We start from the raw sequence: 26057 nt of genomic DNA on the forward strand, positions 1-26057 counted from the left end.
GATGAATCAGTTCGCCGCACGGTACAGACCGTGCGCGTGGATATAGGCCAGCACCGCGTCGGGCACAAGGAAGCGCACCGAGCGCCCGTCGGCCAGCAACTGGCGGACCTGCGTGGCGGAAACCGCCAGCGGGGACTGCCAGACGAATGAAATCTGTCCGCCAGGCCCGCTCAGGCCCAGCGGATCGGCCACGCTGCGTGCCGCCAGCAGGTCGCGCAGCTCCTCCGGCGGCTCGGTGTCCGCATCCGGACGCTGCAGCACCAGGATGTGGCAGTGGTTCAGCAACTCGTCCCAGCGGTGCCAGCCCGGCAGGCCGCAGAAGGCGTCCCAGCCAAGCATCAGGAACAACTGGTCGGACTCGCCCACTTCGGCCCGCAGCGACTCCAGGGTGTCGATGGTCCAGGACGGCCGCTCGCGGCGCAGCTCGCGGTCGTCCACCCGCAGCGGCGGCAGGTCGGCCACCGCCAGTTCCACCATCGCCAGCCGGTCGGCCGCCGACACCTGCGGTGCCTCGCGGTGCGGCGGGCGGGCGCTGGGGATCAGGCGCAGCTGGTCGAACGCCATCAGCTCGGCCACCTCGAGGGCGCCCCGCAGATGGCCGATGTGGACCGGGTCGAAGGTGCCGCCGAAGAGGCCGATACGCTGGATCATCAGGTGCGGATGTGCCCGTCGCCGAAGACCACGTACTTCTCGCTGGTCAGCCCTTCCAGGCCGACCGGGCCGCGTGCGTGCAGCTTGTCGGTGGAGATGCCGATCTCCGCGCCCAGACCGTACTCGAAGCCATCGGCGAAGCGGGTGGAGGCGTTCACCATCACCGAGGCGGAATCCACCTCGGTGAGGAAGCGCCGCGCATCACTGAAGTTCTCGGTGATGATCGCGTCGGTGTGTTGCGAGCCGTAGGTGTTGATGTGCTCGATGGCCTGCTCCAGCCCATCGACGATGCGAATGGACAGGATCGGCGCGTTGTACTCGGTGCGCCAATCGTCCTCGGTCGCCTCCAGCACGTCGCTGCCCAGCAGCGCGCGGGTGGTCGCATCGCCACGCAGCTCGACGCCCTTGTCGCGGTAGATGGCGGCCAGCGGCGGCAGCACACGCTCGGCGATGCCACGGTGTACCAGCAGGGTTTCCATGGTGTTGCACGGCGCGTAGCGCTGGGTCTTGGCGTTGTCCGCCACGCGGATGGCTTTGTCGAGGTCGGCGGCGATGTCGATGTAGACGTGGCAGATGCCGTCCAGGTGCTTGATCACCGGCACCTTGGCGTCGCGGCTGATGCGCTCGATCAGGCCCTTGCCGCCACGGGGGACGATCACGTCCACGTACTCTGGCATGCTGATCAGCGCGCCCACGGCGGCGCGGTCGGTGGTTTCCACCACCTGCACCAGTTCGGCGGGCAGGCCGGCGTCAGCCAGGCCCTGCTGGATGCAGCGGGCAATGGCCTGGTTGGAATGGATGGCCTCGGAACCGCCGCGCAGGATGGTGGCGTTGCCCGACTTCAGGCACAGGCTGGCCGCGTCGATGGTCACGTTCGGGCGCGACTCGTAGATGATGCCGATCACCCCCAGCGGCACACGCATCTTGCCCACCTGGATGCCGGAGGGCAGGTAGCGCATGTCGCGGATCTCGCCGATCGGGTCCGGCAGTCCGGCCACCTGGCGCAAGCCCTCGATCATGTCGTCGATGCGTGCCGGGGTGAGCGCCAGGCGGTCCAGCATCGCTGGCTCCAAGCCATTGGCCCGGCCGCTGGCCAGATCCAGCTCGTTGGCAGCGGACAGCTCCGCACGGGCGGCGTCCAGGGCATCGGCGGCGGCCAGCAGGGCGCGGTTCTTCTGCGCAGTGCTGGCACGGGCGGCCACGCGCGAGGCGGCGCGCGCAGCGCGGCCCAGGCGGGTCATGTAATCGAGAACGGACTCGGTCATGGTCTCGGCGTCTGGCGGTTGGGAAAAGTGGGCGATTATAGCCCGCGCGTGCGCCCGCCGCCCAGCAGCGCCGGGCGGATGGTAGACAGCCCGTTCCAGCGCATCGGCGAATCCCGTCCGAACGCCCAGGCCACGCAGGCCGGGGCGAGACGGTGACACCCGCCCACACCCCACCTCACCGCCCCCGCCCGAAGGATGGGTAAACAAAATCGTCACCGGTGTTTACCTTCAAAGCGTGCCCCCGCGCCCCGAACCGCGGCGAGAACAACAACAAGGCGCCCGAGCGCCGGAGAATCGCCATGCATTACCGCACCGGTTACCACGCCGACCAGCTCGGCACGCCCCCGTCCGTCCTCGAAACAGGGCCCTGGCGCCTGCATTACCAGGCCTGGTCCCGCCATGCCCACGACACCCGTCTCCCCATCCTGATGCTGGGGGGCGCATTCCAGAGCTTTCGCTCCTTCGCCGCCGAGGTGGAGGACCTGCTGGAGCACCACCCGGTGATCCTCCTCGACCTGCCCGGCCAGGGCGGCAACCTGCAACTGGCCCCGGAACTGGGGCTGGAGGCGCTGGCCGACCTGATCGCCGACTTCGCCGAGGCCCTCGCGCTGCCGCCGCTGATGCCCATCGGCCTGTCCTACGGCTCGGCCCTGGCGGCGCTGTTCGCCAGCCGCCACCCCCAGCGCTGCGCACGCCTGCTGCTGGCGGGCGTGACCACCTTCGGCCGCCCCGGCGCCCGCGCCCTGCTGGAGGAGAGCCTGCACCTGCTGGAAGAGGAGCGCCTGGCGGAATTCGCCCAGGGTTCGCTGACCGGCCTGATCAACCCATTGCGACTGGAACGCACCGGTATCAGCCCCGGCTTTCGCAAGGCCATGCTGCGCCAACTGCAACGCCTGACCAGCGCCGAGCGCGAGCGCTACCGGCAGAACAGCCGCCGCCTGCTGGACTTCGCCGGGTTCACGCACTACCCCAGTTGCCCGACCCTGGTGCTGGCCGGCGAGTTCGACCACTTCACCCAGCCCTGGGAGCACGCCGCCTTCACCACCGCCTGCACCCAGGCCGATTGCGCGCTGATCCACGACGGCGACCACCTTGCTCAGTTCGAGCGACGCAACGCCTGCGCCCAGCTTTACCGCCCCTTCTTCCTCGACCAGGCGCTGCCAGCCACGCCCATCGGCGCGACCCGCCTGGCCCGCAGCCGCCTCAATGAGATGGAGCGCCGCCAGGAGCTCCGGCTCGCGCCGGCACAGCGCGCCGCCCGGCTGCATCACGCCGAGCTGGGCAGCTTCCCGGTAGAGGTTCAGGAACTGGGCTTCTTCGGTGCCCGCCTGCAGGGCGCGCTCCCGACAGGGTTGCCGGTCCGAGGCTGGCAACTGGCAATGGAGGGCCTGCCAGCGCTAAACCTGCTGCCCCTGCGCCAGACCGGTGACGCGCTGTCCCTGGTGTTCACCCACATGGACGCCGCCGCCAGCGCCGCCCTTGCCGAGCACGTCCGCCCGGCGCAACTGGCAGCCGCCGCCTGATCGGCAGGCCACCGGGGCTCAGGCCCCGGTGCGGGCCTCCACCACCCGCACAAGGGCGGGCCAGCGCCCGGGTGCCAGGCCGAGCCCGGCCCCTGGCTCGCTTGGGTCAAGCACCGAGACCCGGTCGAAGCCGCAGGCGGAAAAGCCATCGACGATGGCCTCGGCACTGCGGTAGTGCAGCGGGTAATGCCCGCGCGTGAGCCGCCCCACCAACCCGACGCCCCAGCGCACCTGGCGGTAGCGCGGGTGCTCGCGCAGGTCGGGGTAGAGGTCGGTGAGGTAGGTCGCGCTGGGAAAGCGGCGCATCTGCTCGGCCAGGCGCCGCCAGAAGCCCTCGATCACCGGCAACTGGAAGTAGTTCACCAGCCCCTCGGTGATCACCACCACCGGCAGCCCGGTATCCAGGCCGGAGAACAGCGCCTCCAGCCCCTGGGCGCCCTCCCCGGCGAGGATGTCCACCGCACGCACCTGATGGCGACTGCTCAACCAACCCTCGGCGTGCAGCAACAGGCGCTTGCGCGCAGCCATCGGCGGCAGGTCCGCCTCCAGATAGCGCAACTGCGGATGGCGCAGGCAGAAGCGCCGCCCCCGAGGCGAGAGCCCACAGGCGATTTCCACCACCTGCACAACGCCCTCATCACGGATCGCCTGCTCCAGGCGGGCGTCGATCAGCAGGTGGCGCTGCAGCAGGAACTGCTCGATGTCCAGCCCGAACAGCGCCCGCGCGCCCCAGGCGATAGGGCTGAGCGCGCCGTGGACCCAACGCCCGAACGCCGTGGCGAAGGGCGCCTCGGCCAGGCGATGGCGGTACCAGACATAGCCGGTGTAGTGGGCACTGGGGGTGATGTGGGTGCTGTCGGCGCGAACGGCTCGGGTCATGGCGGGCTCTTATTGTTTTTCTGAGTGTGTTCCCGCCCCGCCGTTCAGCTTCGATCAAGCGGGGCTTCCGTATAATCGCCAGCCTATTCCGAGCCATAGCCCACCAACAGCCCATGCCCGACGATCCCACCCTAAGTTTGCCCTGGCCCGGCGCCCGCCCCCTGGCGGACGGGTTCTTCGACCGCGACGCCCAGGTGCTGGCCCGCGAGCTGCTGGGCAAGGTCATCCGCCACCGCTTCCAGGGGCGCTGGCTGTCAGCCCGCATCATCGAGACCGAGGCCTATTACCTGGCCGAGAAGGGCAGCCACGCCTCCCTCGGCTACACCGAGAAGCGCCGGGCGCTGTTCCTCGATGGCGGTCACATCTACATGTATTACGCGCGGGGCGGCGACTCGCTGAACTTCAGCGCCCAGGGGCCCGGCAACGCCGTGCTGATCAAGTCCGCCTACCCCTGGGTGGATGCCGTGTCCGGCCCCGAGGCCCTGGCCGTCATGCAGACCAACAACCCCGATGCCCAGGGTCGCCCGCGCCCGCCCGAGCGCCTCTGCAACGGCCAGACGCTGCTGTGCAAGGCGCTGGGGCTGAAGGTGCCGGACTGGGACGCGCAACGCTTCGACCCCGCCCGGCTGTTCGTCGACGACATCGGCGCACGTCCCACCGCCATCATCCAGACCACCCGCCTCGGCATCCCCAGCGGCCGCGACGAGCACCTGCCCTATCGCTTCGTCGACGCCACCTACGCCCGCCACTGCACGCACAACCCGTTGCGCCGGGGGCAGCTCGAAGGCGAGCACTACCACCTGATCGAAGGAACGCCCGCATGACCGAATGGCTGCACGCCATCACCGAATGGCTCAGCGCCAACCCCCAGTGGCTGGGCCTGGCCATCTTCACCATCGCCTGCGTCGAATGCCTGGCCATCGCCGGCATCATCGTGCCCGGCACTGTGCTGCTGTTCGCCGTGGCGGCCATGGCCGGTAGCGGCGCCCTGGGCCTGGGCGAGACCCTGCTGCTGGGCTACCTCGGCGGCCTGCTGGGGGACGCGATCTCCTACGGGCTGGGGCGGCGCTTCCACCAGAACATCCGCCGGCTGCCCGGGTTGCGCCACCACCCGGAGTGGCTGGCCGGGGCCGAGACCTACTTCCAGCGCTACGGCGTGGCCAGTCTGCTGGTGGGCCGCTTCATCGGCCCGCTGCGGCCCATGCTGCCCATGGTGGCCGGCATGCTGGACATGCCGCTGCTGCGTTTCACCGTCGTCAGCCTGGTGGCGGCGGCCGGCTGGTCCGTGGCCTACCTGCTGCCCGGCTGGGCCACCGGAGCAGCCTTGCGCCTGCCGTTGCCGGAGGGGTTCTGGAGCGAGGCCGCCGTGGTGGTGGTCGCGGTGCTGGTGATGATCGGCCTGATCGTCCAGGGCAGCCTGCGGCACAAGCGCTGGGCCACCTCGCTCGCCGCTGGCCTGAGCCTGGTGCTGCTGGTGGCGCTGTTCTTCGGCTGGTCGTCCCTACATGACTTCGATCAGGGCCTGATGGCACTGGTGCAGGAGCAACGTCAGGCCACCCTCGACAGCCTGGCGGTGCTGGTCACGCGCCTCGGCGATTTCCGCACCCAGTTCTTCGCCGGCGCGCTGATCACCGGCCTGCTGCTGCTGACCCGTCAATGGCGCCACGCACTGTTTGCCGGCGGCACGCTGATCACCACCGCCCTGGCCAATGGCGCTCTCAAGCACCTGTTCGCACGGGCCCGACCCGACGTGCTGGCCGAACCGCTGAGCAGCTTCAGCTTCCCCAGCGGCCACAGCTCCGCCGCCTTCGCATTCCTCCTCGTGCTGGGGGTGCTGGCTGGGCGTGGCCAGCCGCCGCGCCTGCGCCTGACCTGGATGCTGCTGGCCTGCCTGCCGGCTGCCAGCATCGCGCTGTCGCGGGTCTACCTCGGGGTGCACTGGCCGACCGACATCATCGCCGGCGCCCTGCTGGCCAGTTGCGTGTGTGCCGGGTGGCTGGCACTGATCCAGCGCCAGGCCTCGCTGCCGGCACTGAGTCCACGGGTCTGGTGGCTGTTGCTGCCGGCCGCGCTGGCTCTGCTCGGCGGCTTCGCCACCTGGGCGCTGCCAGAGGCCTTCAGCCTGTATCGCTACAAATAGGAAGGTGCCTGGGCGTGGCGGAAGAAGGGCCACGCCCGGCGTGATCAGGCGATGACGTCGCCCTGCAGGCGGTTCAGCAGCGTCTGCAGGTGGTCGAGCCGCGCATCCGGGCTGCCCAGGGCCAGCAACTCCAGCTTCTCATCGAGGGAGAACGGCAGCAGGTAGGCCAACTGGTTGGCCAGCTCCTGCTGGCCGTGGGCCAGGCCGCCCATGCCCAGCCCCTTCACCAGCGGGTGCTCGGCCAGGGCATTGAGCAGCGCGGCCAGGTCAGCGTGCTCCGGCAGCAACGGCCGGTCGGCATCATCGTCGTCCAGCCAGGCGATATCCCCCAGGGTGAGCTGGTCGGCCTGCACACGCGTGCTTTCGACCGTGAAGCGTCGAGCGCCCTCGACCCGGATGCCCAGCAGCCCGTTGGGCAGTTGCTGCCAGTCACGGATCAGCGCCTCGCACCCCAGGGGCGCAATGCGATGGGCGGCGCTGCCGACCTCCTCACCTTCGAGGATGCCCACCACGCCAAAGCCGGCACCCTGCTTCATGCAGCGCCCGATCATGTCCAGGTAGCGCGCCTCGAACAACTGCAGGTCGAGCATGCAGCCGGGGAACAACACGGTATTCAAAGGAAACAGCGGCAGTTCCATCACTCGTCCCTCACACAATCATCGCCACGGCCAACGGCAGCAGCACCGCCGTCGCCACCCCCATCAGGCTCATCGCCAACGCCGCGAAGGCGCCGCACTCCTCGCCCTCCTGCAGCGCACGGGCGGTGCCCACCGCATGGGCGGTAATACCCAGCGCCATGCCTTGCGCGGCCGGGTGGTGGACGCCGACACGGCGCAGCATCTCCGGCCCGAGCATGGCCCCGGCCACCCCGGTGATGAGCACGAACACCGCCGCCAGCGCCGCCACACCGCCGATCTGCTCGGCCACCAGCATGGCGATGGGCGAAGTGACCGACTTGGGCGCCATGGTCATCAACACCATGTGCTCAGCCCCGAACACCCAGGCCAGGCCGACGCCCATCGCCGTGGCCACCAGCCCGCCGAGGGCCAGGGTCAGCAGCGTCGGCCAGAACAACAGGCGAATGCGCTTGAGGTTGAGGAACAGCGGCACTGCGAGCGCCACCGTGGCAGGGCCCAGCAGCAGGTTGAGCAGCGTGGTGCTCTGGCGGTACTCGTCATAGCCGACGCCCAGCGGCACCAGCACCGCGATCACCAGCGCCATCGACACCAGCACCGGCTGCAGGAACATCAGCCGGGAGCGCTCGTACAACGAACTGGCCAGCTGGTAGGCAGCCAGGGTCAGGCCCACGCCGAACAACGGGTGGTGCACCACGGCCTGCCAGGCCGGTTGCCATGCCAGGCTCATGCCTTGCCCTCCCCGCTGTCGCGGCGGTCGATCAACCGTTGCATCAGCCAACCCACGAACAGCAGGGTGAAGAACGCCGACAACGCCAGCGCACCGACCACCGCCCAGGCGTCCTCCCAGATCGCCTGCGCGTAGACCATCACCCCCACCGCCGGCGGCACCAGCAGCAGCGGCAGGTAACGCAACAGGGCGCCGGACGCCACCGTCAACGGCTCCCCGACCTCGCCCCGAACGACGAGGAACACGAACAACAGCACCAGCCCGATGATGGGGCCGGGCAGCATGTGCAGGAACAGGGCGTTCAGCCCGGTGCCGAGCAACTGGAACAGCACCAGCCAGGTCAAGCCACGCAGCAGCATGAGGGGTCTCCAGACAGTCTTCCGTCCCTGCTCCGTCTCCGCAGGCCCGTCGCAGACGGGCCGGAACCAGGGTGGGCCATTATAGGCACGCCTGCCCTGCCCGCTATAACCCGCCATTCGCAGAGACCATGCCGGCTTGACCAGGCCCGAACCCCGTGCTGATCTACGCCAACGCGTCGGGCGAGCCAGCCCGCCACAAGAAGAAGAAAAAAACCGTCCACGGAGGATGAAGCATGCCGTTCGTACCCGTTGCAGAACTGAAAAGCTACATTGGCAAGGACCTGGGCCACTCCGAGTGGCTGACCATCGATCAGGAACGCATCAACCAGTTCGCCGAATGCACCGGCGACCACCAGTTCATCCATGTCGACCCGGAGAAGGCCAAGCGCACCCCCTTCGGCACCACCATCGCCCACGGCTTCCTCAGCCTGTCGCTGATCCCGGTGCTGTCGGAAAAACTACTGGTGCTCCCCGAAGGTCTGAAGATGGGCATCAACTACGGCCTGGACAGCGTCCGCTTCATCCAGCCGGTGCCGGTTAACTCGCGGGTACGCCTGGCCCTCACCGTGCTCGACGTCACCGAGAAGAACCCCGGCCAGTGGCTGATCAAGGCCCGCGCCACCCTCGAGATCGAAGGCCAGGCCAAGCCGGCCTACGTCGCCGAGTCCCTCAGCCTCTGCTTCGTCTGACGCCCCCGGCGCCGCTGCGAAAGCAGCCGGCGCCTCTCGCCCCGAGCGTCTCGTCTCGCTAGAATGCCGCCCACCCCGCCCAGGGGACTCTCCAACCGCACCGTCTACAAGGACAGTTCCATGACCGAAAAGCGCATCCTGCCCGCCTTCCTGCTCTGCTTCTTCCTCGGCACCTTTGGCGCCCACCGTTTCTACGCCGGCAAGATCGGCACCGCCATCCTGCAGATCCTCACCCTCGGTGGCCTGGGCATCTGGACCCTGATCGACTTCATCATGATCATCGTCGGCGCCTTCACCGACAAACAGGGCAACAAGATCACCCAGTGGACCTGATCGGCCTCACACGTCCGCTACAAAAGCCCGCTCACGCGGGCTTTTTTACGCCACACTAGGGCAGCCATTCAGCCAGGGACTGCCGATGAAAGCCCTTCTTCCCCTCAGCCTTGCCGTGTTGCTCGCCGCCTGCGGCGAGGGCGAGCCCATCACCCCGCCCGACGCCCGACTGCCCGATGGCGCCCGCTACCGGGGCGAGGTGGTCGACGGCCTGCTGCAAGGCCCCGGCCGCCTCGACTACACCAATGGCACCTGGTTCGAAGGCCGCTTCAAGGACGGCCAGGCCAATGGCCAGGGCCGCTGGCACGGCCCGGAAGGCGTGGCGTACGAAGGCGAGTTCCGCGACGGCCTGTTCGACGGCAAGGGCCGCATGACCTACCGCGACGGCACCGTCTATGAAGGCGGTTTCAAGGGCAACCGTTTCGACGGCGAAGGCCGCCTCGCGCAAGGCGAGATGGTCTACCAGGGCGGCTTTCGCAACGACCAGTACCACGGCCTCGGCACCCTGCGCATGCCCGACGGCAGCGAGCACCAGGGCCGCTTCCGCAACGGCCAGCCCGACGGCCCCGGCGTGCTCACCGACAGCGAAGGCAACCGCTTCAGCGGCACCTTCAAGCAGGGCCAACTGAACGGCGAAGGCGACTACCAGGGCAGCGACGGCGACCGCTACAGCGGCGGCTTCGCCAGCAACCGCTTCAACGGCAAGGGCCGCTACCAGAACGCCGAAGGCGCGGTGTGGAGTGGCGAGTTCCGCAACGGCACGCTGACCGGCAAGGGCGAATACAAGGGTGCCGACGGCGAGCACTACCAGGGCGCCTTCCGCACCTGGCGCTACCACGGCCAGGGCGACCTGCACCTGGCCGACGGCAGCCACTACGTCGGCGGCTTCGCCAACGGTCGCTACGCCGGCGACGGCACCCTCACCCTGGCCAGCGGCGAGCAGGAGCGCGGCACCTGGCGCAACGGCCGCCGCGTGCGCGATGCCGCCGGCCAGGCACTGCCCGACCCGCTGGAGGTCGGCCTGCTGCAACAGGGGCGCCTGCTGGACGAGGCCCTCAGCGCCGTCCCGCCGTCCACCCCGGCCCCCGAGCTGTACAGCCTGAGCCTGGGCGGCGATGGCCGCCAGAGCGTGTTCCTGCGGGAAGCCGACTACGCCGCCAAGCTGATGAGCGACCGCTTCGCCGCCCGTGGCCACATCACCCTGGTGAACCACCGCGACCACATGGCCGACCGCCCCCTGGCCACCCGCGAGAGCCTCGCCCGCGCCGTCGAGACCCTGGCCACGCGCAGCGGCCCGGAAGACCTGGTGTTCCTCTACCTCACCAGCCACGGCTCCGCCGACCACCAGCTCGCCCTGGAGCAACCCGGCCTGCAACTGTCCGACCTCGCCGCCGCCGACCTGGCCACCCTCCTCGCCCCCCTGCGCGACCGTCACAAGGTGCTGGTGATCTCCGCCTGCTATTCCGGCGGCTTCATCCCCGCCCTGAAGGACGACAAGACCCTGGTGATGACCGCCGCCCGTGCCGATCGCGTGTCCTTCGGCTGCTCCGACGACAACGACTTCACCTACTTCGGCCGCGCCCTGCTGGCCGACGCCCTGAACCAGACCGACGACCTCCAGCGCGCCTTCAAGCTCGCCCGCGAGGCAGTCGCCAAATGGGAGAAGGAGGACGACTTCGAACCATCCGAACCGCAGATCTGGGCCCCCAAGGCCGTGCTCGCCCACTGGAAGCGCCTGCGCGCCAACCAGGCCCTGCAGGCACTGGCCGACAAGCCGGCAGACGGGGCCAAAACCCCGGCCAGCCACTAAGCTGAACCTGTGTCAGCAGAGAGACAGCCACCATGCACCTGACGCCCCAGCACATCCTGCTCGCCGGCGCCACCGGCCTCACCGGCGAGCACCTGCTCGACCGCCTGCTCAACGAGCGCACCGTCGAGCGCGTGCTCGCCCCCTCGCGCCGCCCGCTCGCCACCCATCCGCGCCTGGAAAACCCGGTGGGCGAGCTGGCCGACCTGCTGCCCCAGCTCGGCGGCCCCATCGACACCGCCTTCTGCTGCCTGGGCAGCACCATCCGCCAGGCCGGCTCCCAGGAGGCCTTCCGCGCCATCGACCTCGACCTGGTGATGGCCGTCGGCCGCCGCGCCCTTGAACTGGGGGCACGGCACTACCTGGTCATCAGCGCCCTTGGCGCGGACCGGGGCTCCTCGGTCTTCTACAACCGCGTCAAGGGCGAGATGGAAGACGCCCTGCGCGACCAGGGCTGGCCGCAACTCACCCTCGCCCGCCCCTCCCTGCTGCTCGGCCCGCGCCAGGAATTCCGCCTCGGCGAACGCCTCGCCGCCCCGCTGATGCGCCTGATCCCCGGCAAGTACCGGGGCATCGAAGCCTGCACCCTGGCCCGCGCGCTCTGGCGCCTGGCTCTGGAGACCGGCGAAGGCACCCGCGTGGTGGAATCGGACGAACTGCGCCGCCTGGGCCGCTGAAGCGCCCCAGGCCTTGGCCGGAACGCCCGCGACACCCAACCGACCGCGCCTGTAGGGTGGACAGCTCCGCAGCCCCAGGAAGGGAACGCCCATGCAGTTCTACGACCGCCACATCCTGCCGCGCCTGATCGACTACGCCTGCGGCATGGGCCACGTCATGAAGACCCGCTCCCAGGTGGTGCCCAACGCCGAGGGCGAGGTGCTGGAGATCGGTATCGGCACCGGCCTCAACCTCGCCTTCTACGACCCGCAGCGGGTCAGCCGGGTGACCGGCGTCGATCCCGCCGCGCAGATGCAGGCCCTGGCCCGGCAGCGCGCCGCCGCCATCGCCATCCCGGTGGAAACCATCGCCCTGGAGTTGGGCGAGATCCGCGCCGACGACGGCCGCTTCGACAGCATCGTCTGCACCTTCACCCTCTGCACCATCCCCGACGCCGTCGCCGCCCTGCGGGAAATGCGCCGCGTGCTCAAGCCCGGCGGCCGCCTGCATTTCGCCGAGCACGGCCTGGCCCCGGACCCCGGCGTGGTGCGCTGGCAGCAACGCCTCACGCCGCTGTGGAAACCGCTGGCCGGGGGCTGCCACCTGGACCGAGACATCCCCCGCCTGATCGAGGCCGGCGGCTTCCGCATCGGCGACCTGAACACCCGCTACCTGCCCGGCCCGCGCCCCATGACCTTCGTCTACAGCGGCTGGGCGGATTGACCGGCGCCCCGGCATTCGGGTTAGCCTTGCCCGCTCCGCACGCAGACAGGGACCGACATGCGCACCCTCACCACCCTCACCGGCAACAGCCAGAAACTCGACGGCGGCGCCATGTTCGGCAACGCCCCGCGCGCCCTCTGGGAGCGCTGGATGGCCCCGGATGCCCTCAACCGCATCGACCTCGGTTGCCGCGCCCTGCTGGTGCGTGAAAGCGAACGCAACGTGCTGGTGGAAACCGGCATCGGCGCCTTCTTCTCCCCGGACCTGAAGCAGCGCTACGGCGTGCAGGAGAGCCACCACGTATTGCTCGACAGCCTGGCGGCTGTGGGCCTCGGCCATGCCGACATCGACGTGGTGCTGCTCACCCACCTGCACTTCGACCACGCCGGCGGCCTGCTCGCCCCCTGGGAAGAAGGCCAGCCGCTGCGCCTGCTGTTCCCCAATGCCCGCTTCATCACCGGCCGCCGCCAATGGCAGCGCGCCTGCACACCCCACGCCCGTGACCGCGCCTCCTACATTCCCGAACTGCTGGAGCTGCTGCAGGCCAGCGAGCGACTGGAGCTGCTGGAAGACGGCGAACAGAGCGCCACCCTCGGCGCCGACTGGCGCTTCCACTGGAGCGATGGCCACACCCCCGGCCAGCTCCTGCCGGAAGTGCAGATGCCCGACGGCCCGGTGGTGTTCAGCGGCGACCTGATCCCCGGCGCCCCCTGGGTCCACCTGCCCATCACCATGGGCTACGACCGCTTCCCCGAGGGCCTGATCGAAGAGAAGGAAGCCCTGCTGGCCGACCTCCTGGCCCGCAATGGCCGCCTGGTCTTCACCCACGACCCGGCCGTCGCCATCGGCCGGGTGACCCGCGACGCCAAGGGTCGCTACGGGCTCGCCGACAGCCTGCCCGACGTCCGCGACCTGGCGTGCTGACCCCCGACCAAGGACCGATCCCATGAGCCTGGACTCCGTGCGCGCCTTCTTCGCCAGCAAGGCGCCGGACATCGCCATCATCGAACTCGAAACCAGCACCGCCACCGTCGCCCTGGCCGCCGAGGCCCACGGCGTCGAGCCCGGCCGCATCGCCAAGACCCTGGCGTTCCGCGTTGGCGAGGATGCCGTGCTGGTGGTGGCCCGCGGCGATGCCCGCATCGACAACCGCAAGTTCAAGGAAACCTTCGGCGCCAAGGCGCGGATGCTCGATGCCGAAACCGTCGAAGCCCTCACCAGCCACCCGGTGGGTGGCGTCTGCCCCTTCGGCCTGGCCACCCCGCTGCCGGTCTACTGCGACCGCTCGCTGCAAGCCTTCGAAGAAGTCGTCCCCGCCGCCGGCGCCATCCACAGCGCCGTGCGCATCACCCCCGAACGCCTGGCCGACCTCGTCGCCGCCCAATGGGTGGACGTGTGCCAGGAACTGGCCTGAGCCTCGGCTCATTCCGGCGCCACACCGTGACCTAGCCCGGGCTTCAGCCCGGGAGCACGCATCACGCCCAATCAGTTGCCGCCGCGAATCCCCAGCCCTATCCCCAGCTCCGCCGCCACGGAGAGCGGCAGCAGCAGGGTGTCCAGCAACGCGCTGGCGGGCAGGTCGACGGCCGGACAGGTCGGAGGTTCGGTGCCGAAACGGTCGATGGGGCAACAACCGTCATGGAGGGCGTACCAATCGAGCCGGGTGCCGGAATAGATGATCGGCGCGCCGGGCTTGGCGGCGTTGAGGGTGGTGACGCTGGCGCAGCCCGGCAGGGCCAGCGCCAGCCAAAGCGCGAGTGCGCTTTTATTCATCGCTCACCCGGTGGTGCTCGCCCCAGCGCGGCAGCATGTCCTGGGGGATGTCCAGCAGGTTGAGGATGCGCGCGACCACGAAGTCCACCAGGTCATCGAGGGTCTGCGGCTGATGGTAGAAGCCCGGCGACGCCGGCAGGATCACCGCGCCGAGGTTGGACAGCTTGAGCATGTTCTCCAGGTGGATGCTGGAGTACGGCGCCTCGCGGGGGACCAGGATCAGTTGGCGGCGCTCCTTCAGGGCCACATCGGCCGCCCGCTCGATCAGGTTGTTGCAGGCCCCGGTGGCGATGGCCGAGAGGGTGCCGGTGGAACAGGGCACCACCACCATAGCCGCCGGTGCGCCGGAGCCGGAGGCCACCGGGGCCATCCAGTCCTCCTTGCCGTACACACGGATCTGCCCCGGCGTGGCGCCGGTGTACTCGTTGAGGAACGCCTGCATCGCCTGGGGCTTGGCCGGCAGGGTGACGTCGGTCTCCGTCGCCATCACCAACTGCGCGGCCTTGGAGATGAGGAAGTGCACCTCGCGATCCTCCCGCACCAGGCAGTCCAGCAGGCGCAGGCCGTACTGGGCGCCGGAGGCGCCGGTCATCGCCAGGGTGACGCGTTCAGGGCCGCTCATGTCAGCCCTCCAGCGCCTGGGCCAGCTTGCCGTGCAAGCCGCCGAAGCCACCGTTGCTCATGATCACCACCTGGGTGCCCGGCACCGCGAGGGCCTTCACGCCCTCGATGATGGTTTCCAGCGAATCGCACACGCGGGTCGGTACGCTGGAGCCGGCCACCGTGGCGGCGAGGTCCCAGCCGAGGTTCGGCGGCGCGTACCAGAATACCTGGTCGGCCAGCTTCACCGACTCGGGCAGCCCGTCGCGGTGGGCGCCCAGCTTCATGGAGTTGGAGCGCGGCTCGATCACCGCGATCACCGGCGCATCGCCCACGCGCTTGCGCAGGCCGTCCAGGGTGGTGGCGATGGCGGTGGGGTGGTGGGCGAAATCGTCATAGACGGTCACGCCCCTGACCTCGGCCACCTTCTCCATGCGTCGCTTGACGCTCTGGAAGGCCGACAGCGCCGCCACGCCCAGCTCCGGCACCACGCCCACATGGCGCGCCGCAGCCAGGGTCGCCAGGGCGTTGGCCACGTTGTGCTGGCCGGTGAGGCTCCAGTCCACCGTGCCGGCGACCTGCCCCTCGAACAGCACCTCGAAGCGCGAGCCGTCCTCGCTGAGCAGGCGCGCCCGCCACTGGCCGCCCTCGCCGGTGGTCTGCACCGGGGTCCAGCAGCCCATGCCCAGCACCCGCACCAGGGCGCTTTCGGCAGTGGGATGGATGATCAGCCCCTCGCCGGGGATGGTCCGCACCAGGTGATGGAACTGCCGCTCGATGGCCGCCAGGTCCGGGAAGATGTCCGCATGGTCGAACTCGAGGTTGTTGAGGATCGCGGTGCGCGGGCGGTAGTGGACGAACTTCGAGCGCTTGTCGAAGAAGGCGCTGTCGTACTCGTCCGCCTCCACCACGAAGAACGGCGTGCCGCCCAGGCGCGCGGAGACGCCGAAGTTCTGCGGCACCCCGCCGATGAGGAAGCCCGGGCTCATGCCCGCGTGTTCCAGCACCCAGGCCAGCATGCTGGTGGTGGTGGTCTTGCCGTGGGTGCCGGCCACCGCCATCACCCAACGCCCCTGCAGCACATGGTCCGCCAGCCATTGCGGGCCGGAAACGTAGGGCAGCCCCTTGTTCAGCACGTGCTCCACCGCCGGGTTGCCGCGGGACAGCGCGTTGCCGATCACCACCAGGTCCGGCGCCGGCTCCAGGTGAGCCGGGTCATAGCCCTGCATCAGCTCGATGCCCTGGGCCTCCAGCTGGGTACTCATGGGGGGATAGACGTTCGCATCGGAGCCGGTGACGCGATGGCCCAGCTCCTTGGCCAGCACCGCCAGCGAACCCATGAAGGTGCCGCAGATGCCGAGGATGTGGATATGCATGGATGACCTCTGGAAACGGGCCGCCAGGGCCCGGGAAAACTTGGCGCAGGTTAGCACAGGGGCCCGTGCCGGGCCTGATCCCACGCTGCATGTAGAGCATCGGCCGGCGGATTCATTCACCACCCCGAAACGAAAAAGCCCCGCCAATTGGCAGGGCTCCTCGTCACGCGCTCAGGGGATCACTGCCAGTTGGCGGCGATCACCAGGTTCAGCTCCTCGCGCTGGGCCGCCGTGAGATTGCCCTCGCCGCCCGGCGGTACGCCGAACGCGGCCATGGCATCCACCAGGCTCTGCACCTGGCTGTCCAGCAGCGTCTTGCCGTCGGCCGACTTGAACTGGTCGAGGTGGTAGGCGCTGCCGCTGTACCAACTGGAGACGGTTACCTGCTCCGAGCCGCCGACCACGCTCACTTCCAGACCGTTACCGTTCTGGCGGAACCAGAGCGCCTCTACCGGGATGTTCTCGCCGAACAGCAGGGTGTCCACACTGCCGACGCCCGCATCGTAGTTGCTGATAAGGTCACGACCGTCACCCCGACCAAACAGGTAGGTGTCGGAGCCGGCGTCGCCTCTGAGCACGTCATCCCCGGCACCGCCCTGCAGCAGGTCGTCGTCACCGCCGCCATAGAGCATGTCGTTGCCCTGTCCGCCAAGCAGGGTGTCGTTGCCCCAGCCTCCATACAAGCTGTCGTTACCCTGCCCCCCCGAGAGCAGGTCGCTGACTGGAAAGCCGATCCGCTCGTCATTGCCATCACCGCCGGTCAGGAACGACTCACGCAGTTGCTGATGGGTCAGGATGCTGCCGTCAGCGAAGCGTATTTCTTCGACCACATGGGTGTCATAGCGGAAATAGTGAACCACCTTGATGCTGTCGGTGGAGCCCTTGAGCTTGAGGTACAGATGGCCATCGCCATGGGTGGCAACGATGTCGTCAGGCGTAATTCCCGCACCGAAGACAATGGCATCACGGCTACCCGTAGCCACGTCCACATCGGCAATGGTGTCCTGCCCCCAACCACGCTCGAACAGGTAGACATCATCTCCCTGGCCACCCTGCAGGTTGTCGTTGCCCTGCCCGCCATCGAGGGTGTCATTGCCATTGCCGGCGCTCAGCGAATCGTTGCCCAAGCCGCCCACCAGCATGTCGTCGAAGCTGTAGCCCGCCAGGAAGTCATTACCATCGCCCCCCAACATCGCCTGGGCACGCAGTTGGTCTGACGACCAAACCGTACCGTCGGCAAAACGCACCTCGTCCACGACGTTCAGACGGTTCCAATCTCCCTGGTGCACGTTCAGCAAGATGATCACGTCGCTGCTGTCCTTGAGGCTCAACAACAGGTCGGAGCCTGACCTGCGCACGACGATATCGCTGGCCGCGATGCCTGCACCGAATTCGATGACATCGTGCTTGCCGGCACTTGAGTCGAAGTTGGACAGGGTGTCGCGCCCCCAACCTCGTTCGAATACGTAAGTGTCGCTTCCGGCATCACCACTGAGCGTATCGTTGCCGGCTCCACCGATCAGACGATCAGACCCACCTCCACCCCTGATGACGTTGGCAGCCTCATTGCCGATGACCAAGTTATCCAGCCCGTTACCCGTACCGCTGATCGCGGCGCTGCCGGTGAGAACAAGGTTCTCCACATTGGCACCCAGGGCCAGTGTCACGCTGGACTCGATGGTGTCGATCCCCGCATTCGCAGCCTCGATCACCACGTCGCCCAACGAGTCCACCTGGTAGACATCGTTGCCGACACCACCATCCAGGGTGTCGTCACCCAGGCCGCCGATCAGGCGATCATCTCCGGCACCGCCGTACAACCGGTCGTGACCGGCTCCGCCGTCGAGCACATCGTTGCCGGCAAAGCCCTGCAACTCATCCTGTCCGTCTTCCCCGGCAAGACTGTCGTCGATGGAATAGCCCAGGAGCGTGTCATTGCCGGACGTGCCCTTCAGCAGGCTGCTGCGGATTGCATCGCCAGTCAGGACGACACCATTGCCGAAGCGGACCTCCTCAATGGACCCCGGCCCCTTGCCGTCACCCTGGAAAAAGCCGGCAACGGTGAGGGTCTCTGGTGTGTAGCTGCGCTCGAATACCAGATCATCGCCGAGCCGGCGGAAGCTGATGTCCGCGGGAGTGAAGCCTACGAACTCAATGACATCACGCTTGCCGATACCATCGTCCTGGTTGTGGATAACGTCCTGCCCCCAGTAGACATTGAACACATAGGTGTCATTTCCCGAGCCACCGATGAGGGTGTCATTGCCCTGCCCACCGTTGAGGCGATCGTCACCCGCCTCCCCACGCAGCAGGTTGTTACCCTCACTGCCAAGGATGTCGTTGTTCAGCGCGTTGCCGATGCCCTCGACTGCCGGCCCGGCAAGGACGAGGTTCTCCAGGTGGTCGCCCAGGGTCCAGGAGACCCGAGCCTCGACCGTATCGATCCCCTCGTTCAGGGCCTCGATGACGCTGTCTCCGGCATCTACCTGATAGTGGTCATCACCCGCGCCGCCAATCAGGGTGTCAACGCCGGTAGAGCCATCAAGCAGGTCATAACCGGCGCCACCGTAGAGCAGGTCGTCACCATCGCCCCCCTCAAGAGTGTCGTTGCCAAAGCTCCCATGCAGAGTGTCTTTGCCGCTTCCCCCTGCCAGAAGGTCGGCGCCAATACCTCCATCGAGCAGGTCGTCACCGCTGCCGCCAAAGAGCATATCGTTACCATCATTCCCTTCGATGCTGTCGTTGCCTTCCTCTCCGTGGATGTCGTCAGCACTGGCATAACCAATGAGAGTGTCGTTGCCGCTGGTGCCTTGCAGCACCATCGACTTGATGTTCGACAGGCTCCAGCGGGTGCCGCTGGCAAAGCGGATTTCATCCACCGCGTAGGAGCTGATGCCGTCGCTGTTGAAGTAGTTGGTGATGGTGATCCGGTCCGTCGTACCGATGAGCGACAACACCAGGTTGTTGCCCGTCCGGGTCGCCCGAATGTCACTGGGTAGGATGCCCGCCGCGAACTCGATGGCATCCAGGCCATTGGAGCCCGCTTCGAAGTTGACGATCGTGTCCATCCCCCAGCCCCGGGCGAAGCGGTAGACGTCATTGCCGACGCCGCCTTCCAGGGTGTCATTGCCGCCTTCGCCGCTGAGCGTGTCGTTGCCTGCATTGCCCCTGAGGTAGTTGGCGCCCTGGTTGCCGGTGATCAGGTTGCTGGCACTGTTACCGGTTCCATTGAGGTTGGCGCTGCCGGTCAGACGCAGGTTCTCTAGGTTGGCCCGCAAGGGCGAGGTGATGCTGATGCTGGATTCAAGGGTATCGATGCCCTGGTTCGGGCTCTCCTGGATCACGTCGCCCAGGGAGTCGACCACGTAGGTGTCGTTACCCAGCCCACCTATCAGCGTGTCATTGCCGGTACCGCCATCCAGCAGGTCGTTGCCGCTGCCACCGATCAACAGGTCATTGCCGTCGGCGCCATAGAGGGTGTCGTGGCCCAGTCCGCCATCGAGGGTATCAGCCGTGTTGAAGCCATTGATGAGGTCGTTGCCATCGCTCCCCTGCAATACCAGATTGCGCACCTGGGTAATCGTCCAGACATCCCCATTGGCAAAGCGGATTTCCTCGATGGCATTGGCACCCACGCCGTTGCCGGTGAAGTACCCCACCACGCGCAGGCTGTCAGAGGTGCCTTTGAGGCTCAGGAGCAGGTCGTCACCCTGGTGTATCAATTGGAGGTCACCCGGCAGGATGTCGGCAGCGAACTGGATGCTGTCGAAGCCATCGCCATAGTCGGTGACCACGTCCTGACCCCAGCCGCGACTGAAGAAGTAGACGTCATCGCCATTGCCACCGCTGAGCTGGTCGTTGCCGGCACCGCCGTCGAGACGGTCATTTCCGTCACGTCCCTCGAGCTTGTTGTTGCCCGCATTACCGGTCAGCTCGTTGTTCAACTCGTTGCCGAAGCCCTGGATGTTCGCCGAACCGGTTAGCACTAGATTCTCGAACGCCGCGCCCAGGCCATGGCTGACGCTGCTGCGCACGGTGTCCACGCCAGCTCCGCTGGCTTCATGGATCGATACGGAAGCCTGGTTGACGACATAGGTGTCGTTGCCGGCCCCACCTTCCAACCGGTCGAAGCCTTCGCCACCGTCCAGCCAATCATCGCCATCGCCACCCAGCAGGCTGTCGTCGCCTGCGCCGCCGTGGAGGCTGTCGTTACCGGCCCCGCCCTCCAGAGTGTCCTTGCCGTCCAGCCCGTACAGGCGGTCGTTGCCGGCTCCACCCTTGAGGCGGTTGTTGCCGCTGTTGCCGGTCAGTTCGTTGTCCAGCTCGTTGCCATAGCCGTCGACATCGGCACTGGCGGTCAGCACCAGGTTCTCCAGCGCATAGCCCAGCACATGGGTCACGCTGCTGCGCACGGTGTCGATGCCGCCTCCAGCGACTTCCAGGATGGCGCTGTAGCCTTCGCCCAGCACATAGGTGTCGTTGCCCAGGCCGCCCGAGAGCCGGTTGTAGCCCTGGCCGTCGTCCAGCCAGTCGTCGCCATCGCCCCCCTCAAGGGTGTCATCACCTGCGCCGCCATTCAGGATGTCGTTACCAGCCCCGCCGATAAGCAGGTCGTTGCCACCGCGACCATCCAGCAGGTCATCCCCCTGGCCACCGTCGAGGGTGTCGGAGAAATCACTGCCCACCAGCGTATCGTTGCCGGCGGTGCCGCCGCCGAGCATCTGCAGGACCTGGAGCGGTCGCAGGACCTGGTCGGCGAAGCGAATCTCCTCGATGGCCTCGGCCGCGAAAACGTCCGGATTGAAGTAGCTGCGGACGATGATCTGGTCGCTGCTGCCGCGACGCGACAGGATCAGGTCATTGCCTGCACGGCTGAACATGACGTCGCTTGCGGGTACGTCGAGCTCGATCGAGTCAAAACCGCCCTCCAGGACAGGCAACTCGTCGATGAGTACCTGCCCCCAACTGCCGGTAATCCGATAGGTGTCGTTCCCGGTGCCACCGACCAGGGTGTCGAACCCCTGGCTGCCTTCCAGGGTGTCGTTGCCGGCACCGCCCAGCAGCAGGTCATTCCCGCCACCGCCATTGAGCAGGTCATCCCCCTGGCCGCCGTCGAGGGTATCGTCGAGCGGGGTTCCCACCAGGTTGTCGTTGCCGGGCGTTCCGTTGCGCAGCATTTCCAGCACCTGCAACGGCCGCCAGAGCTGGTCGGAGAAGCGAATCTCCTCGACGGCCTCGGGTCCGAAGGCGTCGTCGTTGAAGTAGTTGCTCAGGGTGATCCGGTCGCTGCTGCCCTGGCGCAGCAGGATCAGGTCGTTGCCGACGCGATTGACCCGCACGTCGGTCGAGGCCACGTCGTAGAGTTCGAGCACATCGAAGCCGCCGGCCAGCGAGGCGGGTTCGTCGATGACCACCTGCCCCCATGGCCCGACCAGCCGGTAGGTGTCGTTGCCCAGCCCGCCCATGAGGGTGTCGAAACCCAGGCTGCCTTCCAGGGTGTCGTCGCCATCTCCGCCCAGCAGCAGGTCATCACCCGCACCACCGTTCAGCAGGTCGTTGCCGTCCCGGCCCTCTATCGTGTCGGCACCGGCGGTGCCCATCAGCGTGTCAGCGCCGGGGCTGCCCACCACCTGCGCCCCCTGGGGTTCCAGCCTCTGCATCACACTCGAAGGCGTCCACAGGGTGCCATCGGGAAAGCGGATCTCGAAGACGTCCGGGGAGCCTGGCTGGGCTGAGTAGAAGTAGTTGCGCAGGATCACCTGGTCACGCCCGGTTGCCAGCGTCAACACCAGATCGCCGTTCACCTGGCGGCAAGTGACGTCCGCAGGCTGCACGCCAGGCTCGAATGCGAGGACGCTCCGGCCCCAGTCGCCACCACCGTCCTCGATCACATCCCGCCCGCTGCCGAAACCGAATCGATAGACGTCTTCCCCCGCGCCCCCGACCAGGGTGTCATTGCCCAGGCCACCGGTCAGGGTGTCGTTACCGCCCCCACCCACCAGCCGGTCGTCCCCGCCCAATCCGTCGATACGATCGCTGTCGTCACTGCCGATCAGCGTGTCGTTACCCTGTGTTCCCTGCATTTCCATAGCTGCTCCTTTGGTGGTCACCACGACCGAACAGGCCCGCACCCGGCGTCATGGCATGGCCAGCGACAGGTACGGGGTGAAAAGACTGTGGGGCTTGGCCCGCCCTCCTAGGCGCCGACAGCAGCCGAGGTGAGCCCGAGGGCCTCCAGATACCCGGCGATCCCCGCCTGGGTGGAATAGCCGGCGGCAGTCGCCCGGGCTTGCTGGCGCAGGGCCTGGAAGCGCTCGGGCTCGGACAGCGCCTGCACGACACGCTCGGCGATGGCCCCGGTATCGAAGAAGTCCACCAGCCGCCCATTGCGCCCGTCTTCGATCACCTCGCGCACTGGCGCGGTGTCCGACGCCACCACCAGGCAGCCGCTGGCCATCGCCTCCAGCAGGGACCACGACAGCACGAAGGGGTAGGTCAGGTAGAGGTGCACGGCAGACACCTGCAGCACCTGCTTGTAGGTGGCGTAGGGCACCTTGCCGAGGAAGTGCACGCGCGCCGGGTCGATGGGGTTTTCCGCCAACAGCTTGCTGCGCCAGTTGGCGGCATCCTTCGGCCGGCTGCCGTAGCTGACCTCATCCCCGCCCACCACCACCACCTGGCACCCCGGGTGCGCGGCGAGGATGCGCGGTAGCGCCCGCATGAAGCTGTGGAAGCCCCGGTAGGGCTCCAGGTTGCGCGCCACATAGGTGAGGATCGGCTGCCCGGCCCTCAGCACCTGCCCATCGGGCAATGCCAGGGTGGCCTCCGGGTCCGGGCCCAAACCGGCCGTGTCGATGCCCTCGTGGATCACCCGCATTCCGTCACGGTAGGCCGCCGGGTGCAGGCTGCGCTGCCACCGAGTGGGCGTGATGGCGAGGTCGCAGTTCTCCAGGTTCAGCAGGTGCAGCGCGTTGCGACTGCGGATGCTCGCCGCCCCGTGGGTGTCTAGCGGGAACTCCGGGTCGAAGCCCGCGTCAGCCCCCTGGGCCCGGTAGTAGTACTCGCAGAAGTGGATCAGCCGCGCCGACGGGAACGCCTCCCGCACATACAGGCTCTCGCCCCAGCCGGGGTGAGCGACCACCACATCCGGCCGGTAGCCCTTGGCTTTCAGGTCCAGCAACAGGCGCAGTACCTGCTGCCCATGCAGCACGCCATCCTCGAAGCTGCGCACGTAGGGGTGCGTCTGCGCACTCGCCTTGCGGTGGGGCTTGTAGCGCAACAACCGCACATCCGGCAGTCCCGGCGCCTGCTCGCGACCGATGGCCAGGACCTCCACATCGTCCCGCCTCGCCAAGTGGGCGGCGAGGTGACGGAATTGCCCCGGGAAATTCTGGTGAATGAACAACACACGCATCCTGCTGCAACTCCTTCTGCAGTGCTTCCCTCGCTGCCGCTCGCGGTCTTGCCACCACGAGCCGGCCAGAAATCATGGCATTGCGCCAGGTGCGAAGGATGAACCGGGACGGGGGAGCAAGGAAAGCAGGGCGCGTGATGCGGCTCACGAATGGGTGAGCGATAGTCCGTCGATAGAGGGTTATCAGCGGACAAACTCAATACCCCCTATTTTATTAAAGGACAATGCCCTACGAACCACTTTCAGCTCCACATAGAAAATGACGCTTACACATCCAGCACGCAAACATCCAACAGCTCAATATTCAAATTTCAATTTGAAACCCCAATTCCCGTCTTCTTTCAGGAACACCGAACAGAAGAGCTCTCGCCACAGTGTGCCGTGCTCACGAAATACATCCAGATGTTGATACAGTAGATCGATCACTTCATCCGCAGGCTCCAGTAGGTCCTGTCTACCCTCAGGGCTGCTGATCCTTACAGTTAGCCCCTGATACTCGCCCTCCTCCACCCGTACTGCGTGCATCTCGATCTGGTTCCAGCTTTCAGGCGTAGCACCAATGAGGACCTTGACCAGTTCCAAGTCCAGAGGTGCGTGTTTCTCGTACAACATCTCCACTTGACACGTCCCTCTTTACGTTAGGCGCGTACCGCGCCAGCCAGACTTCTGCAACCTATCTCTATATATTTTATTCGAATCGAACGCCTGTCGCAGATCAACGCTCATCAAGCACTCAATATATTCATCAGAAAGGCAGTACTGATGCTCACGAATAGAGTGAACGATAGAAAGCGGAGAGGCGTATATTAAGTCACCAGCCGGAATCCATAATTCAGAATTACGAATAAAAGAACCACTACTCCTTGTATATTTTATCTCTCCACACTGTAAACAGTGTGGCAACTCCCTGTCTGACCCCATAAAAGGAATGAAGGGCGAAACGCTCTCCAGTACATCGGAAAGACGCGCCAGCAAAGCGTACGACGGCTGTCGCCTTGGGATGTCTCCAAACACATCGACCCAGCCGACGTTAAGAACCCCACTCAGCTTATATGGCGAAATATATCGCTCATACACACTCAACTCTGGAAAGTAGCTGTTCTCAAACTCGCCACGGGCATCGCTTGCTGCGTTCCGGCAGAAACCCGTGCCATTCAAAAACGACCAAGGCGTAAAATCCACCTTATCAATGAATGCGTCCGCGTATACGCCATAATCCCTCACCTCCCCACTAATTATTACTCTCCACGATCCATCCTTCTTGTATTCTTCTAACTCATTGGCCACCTCAAACTTTAGCCAACTCGGCAGGTTGTCAAATTCGGCTTGACCTCCATCTTGAGCGATCTCTTTAACTATATAGAGCACTATCTCCCAAGCCGGCATATCACCTTGATGATGCAGCCCCATAAGAACGACTAAACCATGAAAAAAACTACTCTCCACGCCCAACACTCCATGCCCACGAACCACTCATCACCAAATGAATCCAGACTCCACTCCCGCAGAAAAAAAGAACACTGAATCCATCAGCACCTTATCAATCCACTGTATTACCAAGGTATCTTGCCCATAGAATTTGAAGTCGAATTGCAATAAAAATCGCTATCATTTTATGCGTAGTGCAAGCACACAAAAAACTGGAGAACCCGACATTACATCTTGTATGAAAAAAGCGCCTACCCACACATTGTAGAGAGCCCCATCAAGAACAGAGATCAGGTTTTGACGTCAGGATAAGCGTTTCTTAACGCATCCATCCCGTCAAAGTAGCGCCCCCTCGCCATCAGAAAATCCACAACCTGCAAGTAAAGCAGGTCATTACATATCTGATTAAAGAACAGCAGGTTGAACTGAACGACACACACCGTGCGACCCGGCCCGAGAACAAAATATCCGTCAAGCTCCATACCATCTTTAGTCAGGAACTGAACCAGCTCTTCCTCGCTATATTTCTTCATGCTGTTGGCCCTCCCAGGAATGGAAACGCTCTAAGTCCGGTAAAAGAAATCGCCTCCGTGTCGCATGTCACTGGGACGGCCCCCTCGATGCAATCCTCCAGCGCTCTCACCCAGCCCGGTCCTTGTGGGGTACCGGAACTGAAAAACTCGACAGGCAACCAGAATCCCATCAGGTCCTTTTCGAAACACAAATTACTGAGCACCATTCGCCTGAAGCTTTCGGTGCTGTCTTGCTGGACGAAAATCTCGTCTACCGGCAACGGAACATCGCCGTCTCCCATACGCTTGAACGCTACTGGAACGGGCCGGATGATCGACAGCGCCAGTTTCGCCTCCGATGCTGCCGTAACTGTGCCTCCTGCAGATATGACCTCGATGACTGCGCCGCTTTGCTGGCCTCGATAAACACCTTTTTCGGGAGGTTGCGTCGAGTTGCAGTTGGCCAATGCCGTTTGAAAAGTCCGTCCCCCTGCTCTCATTGGCCTAAGGTCAATTTCGCTGAGCATGAATGCCACATCTAGTCTCCCGAACGCTCTTGCATA

At 66.1% G+C, this 26057-nt stretch carries 25 protein-coding genes; 10 read left to right on the forward strand and 15 right to left on the reverse strand.

Features of this window, described 5'->3' with window-relative positions:
• Positions 1-6: 6 nt before the first annotated feature.
• A complete protein-coding gene (nadD, locus tag A7D27_RS08330) occupies positions 7-651 on the reverse strand; it encodes a nicotinate-nucleotide adenylyltransferase (protein ID WP_069564593.1) in 645 nt (214 codons plus the stop codon).
• Entirely contained in the window at positions 651-1916 is a 1266-nt protein-coding gene (locus A7D27_RS08335) for a glutamate-5-semialdehyde dehydrogenase (RefSeq protein ID WP_069564594.1), read from the reverse strand. Before A7D27_RS08335 ends, nadD begins: the two co-directional genes overlap by 1 nt.
• 299 nt (positions 1917-2215) lie before the next feature.
• On the opposite strand from A7D27_RS08335, the gene A7D27_RS08340 reads away from it, so the two are divergent.
• Entirely contained in the window at positions 2216-3439 is a 1224-nt protein-coding gene (locus A7D27_RS08340; protein ID WP_069564595.1) for an alpha/beta fold hydrolase, read from the forward strand.
• Positions 3440-3457: 18 nt separating this feature from the next.
• Here the strand turns inward: A7D27_RS08340 and A7D27_RS08345 are convergent, their stop codons facing one another.
• Positions 3458-4318, reverse strand: coding sequence for a class I SAM-dependent methyltransferase (locus tag A7D27_RS08345; RefSeq protein WP_069564596.1), 861 nt, complete (start codon positions 4316-4318; stop codon positions 3458-3460).
• A 113-nt stretch (positions 4319-4431) separates the two neighbouring features.
• Between A7D27_RS08345 and A7D27_RS08350 the strand changes: the two genes are divergently transcribed.
• Both A7D27_RS08350 and A7D27_RS08355 read left to right on the forward strand, forming a co-directional pair.
• Positions 4432-5142 carry a DNA-3-methyladenine glycosylase gene (locus A7D27_RS08350; RefSeq protein ID WP_069564597.1) on the forward strand — a complete coding sequence of 237 codons (711 nt, stop codon included), beginning with the start codon at positions 4432-4434 and terminating at the stop codon, positions 5140-5142.
• Positions 5139-6458 carry a bifunctional DedA family/phosphatase PAP2 family protein gene (locus tag A7D27_RS08355; RefSeq protein WP_069564598.1) on the forward strand — a complete coding sequence of 440 codons (1320 nt, stop codon included), beginning with the start codon at positions 5139-5141 and terminating at the stop codon, positions 6456-6458. The genes A7D27_RS08350 and A7D27_RS08355 overlap by 4 nt, the downstream gene beginning before the upstream one ends.
• Before the next feature lie 44 nt (positions 6459-6502).
• Here A7D27_RS08355 and A7D27_RS08360 read toward each other — a convergent pair whose 3' ends face one another.
• The 3 genes from A7D27_RS08360 to A7D27_RS08370 are packed head-to-tail and all read right to left on the reverse strand — an operon-like array spanning position 6503 to position 8182.
• Positions 6503-7096 carry an LON peptidase substrate-binding domain-containing protein gene (locus A7D27_RS08360; RefSeq protein WP_069560811.1) on the reverse strand — a complete coding sequence of 198 codons (594 nt, stop codon included), beginning with the start codon at positions 7094-7096 and terminating at the stop codon, positions 6503-6505.
• 10 nt (positions 7097-7106) lie between these two features.
• Positions 7107-7817, reverse strand: coding sequence for an LrgB family protein (locus A7D27_RS08365; protein ID WP_139131117.1), 711 nt, complete (start codon positions 7815-7817; stop codon positions 7107-7109).
• A gap of 2 nt (positions 7818-7819) precedes the next feature.
• A complete protein-coding gene (locus A7D27_RS08370) occupies positions 7820-8182 on the reverse strand; it encodes a CidA/LrgA family protein (RefSeq protein ID WP_069560813.1) in 363 nt (120 codons plus the stop codon).
• 233 nt (positions 8183-8415) lie between these two features.
• Here A7D27_RS08370 and A7D27_RS08375 point away from each other — a divergent pair, with 233 nt between their 5' ends.
• From A7D27_RS08375 to A7D27_RS08405, 7 genes are all read left to right on the forward strand, one after another.
• Entirely contained in the window at positions 8416-8871 is a 456-nt protein-coding gene (locus tag A7D27_RS08375; RefSeq protein ID WP_044410793.1) for a MaoC family dehydratase, read from the forward strand.
• 120 nt (positions 8872-8991) lie between these two features.
• Positions 8992-9204: a TM2 domain-containing protein gene (locus tag A7D27_RS08380; RefSeq protein ID WP_021221502.1), complete on the forward strand. Its 213-nt coding sequence runs from the start codon at positions 8992-8994 to the stop codon at positions 9202-9204.
• An 85-nt stretch (positions 9205-9289) separates the two neighbouring features.
• Positions 9290-11014, forward strand: coding sequence for a C13 family peptidase (locus A7D27_RS08385; RefSeq protein ID WP_069560814.1), 1725 nt, complete (start codon positions 9290-9292; stop codon positions 11012-11014).
• Positions 11015-11046: 32 nt separating this feature from the next.
• Complete coding sequence (locus A7D27_RS08390) at positions 11047-11688, forward strand: oxidoreductase (protein WP_069564599.1); 642 nt, start codon at positions 11047-11049, stop codon at positions 11686-11688.
• A 91-nt stretch (positions 11689-11779) separates the two neighbouring features.
• A complete protein-coding gene (locus A7D27_RS08395; RefSeq protein ID WP_069560816.1) occupies positions 11780-12391 on the forward strand; it encodes a class I SAM-dependent methyltransferase in 612 nt (203 codons plus the stop codon).
• 57 nt (positions 12392-12448) lie between these two features.
• Positions 12449-13315, forward strand: a complete 867-nt coding sequence (locus tag A7D27_RS08400; protein ID WP_069564600.1) for an MBL fold metallo-hydrolase — start codon at positions 12449-12451, stop codon at positions 13313-13315.
• Positions 13316-13337: 22 nt separating this feature from the next.
• Entirely contained in the window at positions 13338-13805 is a 468-nt protein-coding gene (locus A7D27_RS08405) for a YbaK/EbsC family protein (RefSeq protein ID WP_069564601.1), read from the forward strand.
• A 71-nt stretch (positions 13806-13876) separates the two neighbouring features.
• Here A7D27_RS08405 and A7D27_RS08410 read toward each other — a convergent pair whose 3' ends face one another.
• The 9 genes from A7D27_RS08410 to A7D27_RS27775 all read right to left on the reverse strand — a co-directional run bounded on the left by A7D27_RS08410 (position 13877) and on the right by A7D27_RS27775 (position 26030).
• Complete coding sequence (locus A7D27_RS08410) at positions 13877-14164, reverse strand: YceK/YidQ family lipoprotein (RefSeq protein ID WP_069564602.1); 288 nt, start codon at positions 14162-14164, stop codon at positions 13877-13879.
• Positions 14157-14786 carry a flavin prenyltransferase UbiX gene (gene ubiX, locus A7D27_RS08415; protein ID WP_044410813.1) on the reverse strand — a complete coding sequence of 210 codons (630 nt, stop codon included), beginning with the start codon at positions 14784-14786 and terminating at the stop codon, positions 14157-14159. Before ubiX ends, A7D27_RS08410 begins: the two co-directional genes overlap by 8 nt.
• A gap of 1 nt (position 14787) precedes the next feature.
• Entirely contained in the window at positions 14788-16140 is a 1353-nt protein-coding gene (gene mpl, locus A7D27_RS08420; RefSeq protein WP_069560820.1) for a UDP-N-acetylmuramate:L-alanyl-gamma-D-glutamyl-meso-diaminopimelate ligase, read from the reverse strand.
• Between the two features lie 179 nt (positions 16141-16319).
• Positions 16320-22223, reverse strand: coding sequence for a calcium-binding protein (locus A7D27_RS28295; RefSeq protein ID WP_165679050.1), 5904 nt, complete (start codon positions 22221-22223; stop codon positions 16320-16322).
• A 113-nt stretch (positions 22224-22336) separates the two neighbouring features.
• Complete coding sequence (locus A7D27_RS08430; RefSeq protein WP_069560822.1) at positions 22337-23554, reverse strand: glycosyltransferase family 4 protein; 1218 nt, start codon at positions 23552-23554, stop codon at positions 22337-22339.
• A gap of 297 nt (positions 23555-23851) precedes the next feature.
• Entirely contained in the window at positions 23852-24172 is a 321-nt protein-coding gene (locus tag A7D27_RS08435) for a hypothetical protein (RefSeq protein WP_069560823.1), read from the reverse strand.
• Positions 24173-24187: 15 nt separating this feature from the next.
• On the reverse strand, positions 24188-25000 hold the full coding sequence (locus A7D27_RS27770) for a hypothetical protein (protein ID WP_139131115.1): 813 nt from the start codon (positions 24998-25000) through the stop codon (positions 24188-24190).
• A 272-nt stretch (positions 25001-25272) separates the two neighbouring features.
• Positions 25273-25515, reverse strand: a complete 243-nt coding sequence (locus tag A7D27_RS08440; RefSeq protein ID WP_069560824.1) for a hypothetical protein — start codon at positions 25513-25515, stop codon at positions 25273-25275.
• Positions 25512-26030 carry a hypothetical protein gene (locus A7D27_RS27775; protein WP_139131116.1) on the reverse strand — a complete coding sequence of 173 codons (519 nt, stop codon included), beginning with the start codon at positions 26028-26030 and terminating at the stop codon, positions 25512-25514. Before A7D27_RS27775 ends, A7D27_RS08440 begins: the two co-directional genes overlap by 4 nt.
• Positions 26031-26057 lie beyond the last annotated feature (27 nt).

This window comes from Pseudomonas sp. 1D4, assembly GCF_001728925.1.
GTDB classification, from domain to species: Bacteria; Pseudomonadota; Gammaproteobacteria; order Pseudomonadales; family Pseudomonadaceae; genus Metapseudomonas; species Metapseudomonas otitidis.

Excerpts from the sequence above, each read along its gene's own strand:
- ubiX (WP_044410813.1), bottom strand. The coding sequence starts at position 14,786 with ATGAGCGGCCCTGAACGCGTCACCCTGGCGATGACCGGCGCCTCCGGC.
- A7D27_RS08430 (WP_069560822.1), bottom strand. The coding sequence starts at position 23,554 with ATGCGTGTGTTGTTCATTCACCAGAATTTCCCGGGGCAATTCCGTCAC.
- A7D27_RS08355 (WP_069564598.1), top strand. The coding sequence starts at position 5,139 with ATGACCGAATGGCTGCACGCCATCACCGAATGGCTCAGCGCCAACCCC.
- A7D27_RS08345 (WP_069564596.1), bottom strand. The coding sequence starts at position 4,318 with ATGACCCGAGCCGTTCGCGCCGACAGCACCCACATCACCCCCAGTGCC.
- A7D27_RS08440 (WP_069560824.1), bottom strand. The coding sequence starts at position 25,515 with ATGAAGAAATATAGCGAGGAAGAGCTGGTTCAGTTCCTGACTAAAGAT.
- A7D27_RS08380 (WP_021221502.1), top strand. The coding sequence starts at position 8,992 with ATGACCGAAAAGCGCATCCTGCCCGCCTTCCTGCTCTGCTTCTTCCTC.
- A7D27_RS08370 (WP_069560813.1), bottom strand. The coding sequence starts at position 8,182 with ATGCTGCTGCGTGGCTTGACCTGGCTGGTGCTGTTCCAGTTGCTCGGC.
- A7D27_RS08335 (WP_069564594.1), bottom strand. The coding sequence starts at position 1,916 with ATGACCGAGTCCGTTCTCGATTACATGACCCGCCTGGGCCGCGCTGCG.
- A7D27_RS28295 (WP_165679050.1), bottom strand. The coding sequence starts at position 22,223 with ATGCAGGGAACACAGGGTAACGACACGCTGATCGGCAGTGACGACAGC.
- A7D27_RS08375 (WP_044410793.1), top strand. The coding sequence starts at position 8,416 with ATGCCGTTCGTACCCGTTGCAGAACTGAAAAGCTACATTGGCAAGGAC.
- A7D27_RS08340 (WP_069564595.1), top strand. The coding sequence starts at position 2,216 with ATGCATTACCGCACCGGTTACCACGCCGACCAGCTCGGCACGCCCCCG.
- A7D27_RS08390 (WP_069564599.1), top strand. The coding sequence starts at position 11,047 with ATGCACCTGACGCCCCAGCACATCCTGCTCGCCGGCGCCACCGGCCTC.
- mpl (WP_069560820.1), bottom strand. The coding sequence starts at position 16,140 with ATGCATATCCACATCCTCGGCATCTGCGGCACCTTCATGGGTTCGCTG.
- A7D27_RS08350 (WP_069564597.1), top strand. The coding sequence starts at position 4,432 with ATGCCCGACGATCCCACCCTAAGTTTGCCCTGGCCCGGCGCCCGCCCC.
- A7D27_RS08405 (WP_069564601.1), top strand. The coding sequence starts at position 13,338 with ATGAGCCTGGACTCCGTGCGCGCCTTCTTCGCCAGCAAGGCGCCGGAC.
- A7D27_RS08385 (WP_069560814.1), top strand. The coding sequence starts at position 9,290 with ATGAAAGCCCTTCTTCCCCTCAGCCTTGCCGTGTTGCTCGCCGCCTGC.
- A7D27_RS08410 (WP_069564602.1), bottom strand. The coding sequence starts at position 14,164 with ATGAATAAAAGCGCACTCGCGCTTTGGCTGGCGCTGGCCCTGCCGGGC.
- A7D27_RS08400 (WP_069564600.1), top strand. The coding sequence starts at position 12,449 with ATGCGCACCCTCACCACCCTCACCGGCAACAGCCAGAAACTCGACGGC.
- nadD (WP_069564593.1), bottom strand. The coding sequence starts at position 651 with ATGATCCAGCGTATCGGCCTCTTCGGCGGCACCTTCGACCCGGTCCAC.
- A7D27_RS08395 (WP_069560816.1), top strand. The coding sequence starts at position 11,780 with ATGCAGTTCTACGACCGCCACATCCTGCCGCGCCTGATCGACTACGCC.
- A7D27_RS08360 (WP_069560811.1), bottom strand. The coding sequence starts at position 7,096 with ATGGAACTGCCGCTGTTTCCTTTGAATACCGTGTTGTTCCCCGGCTGC.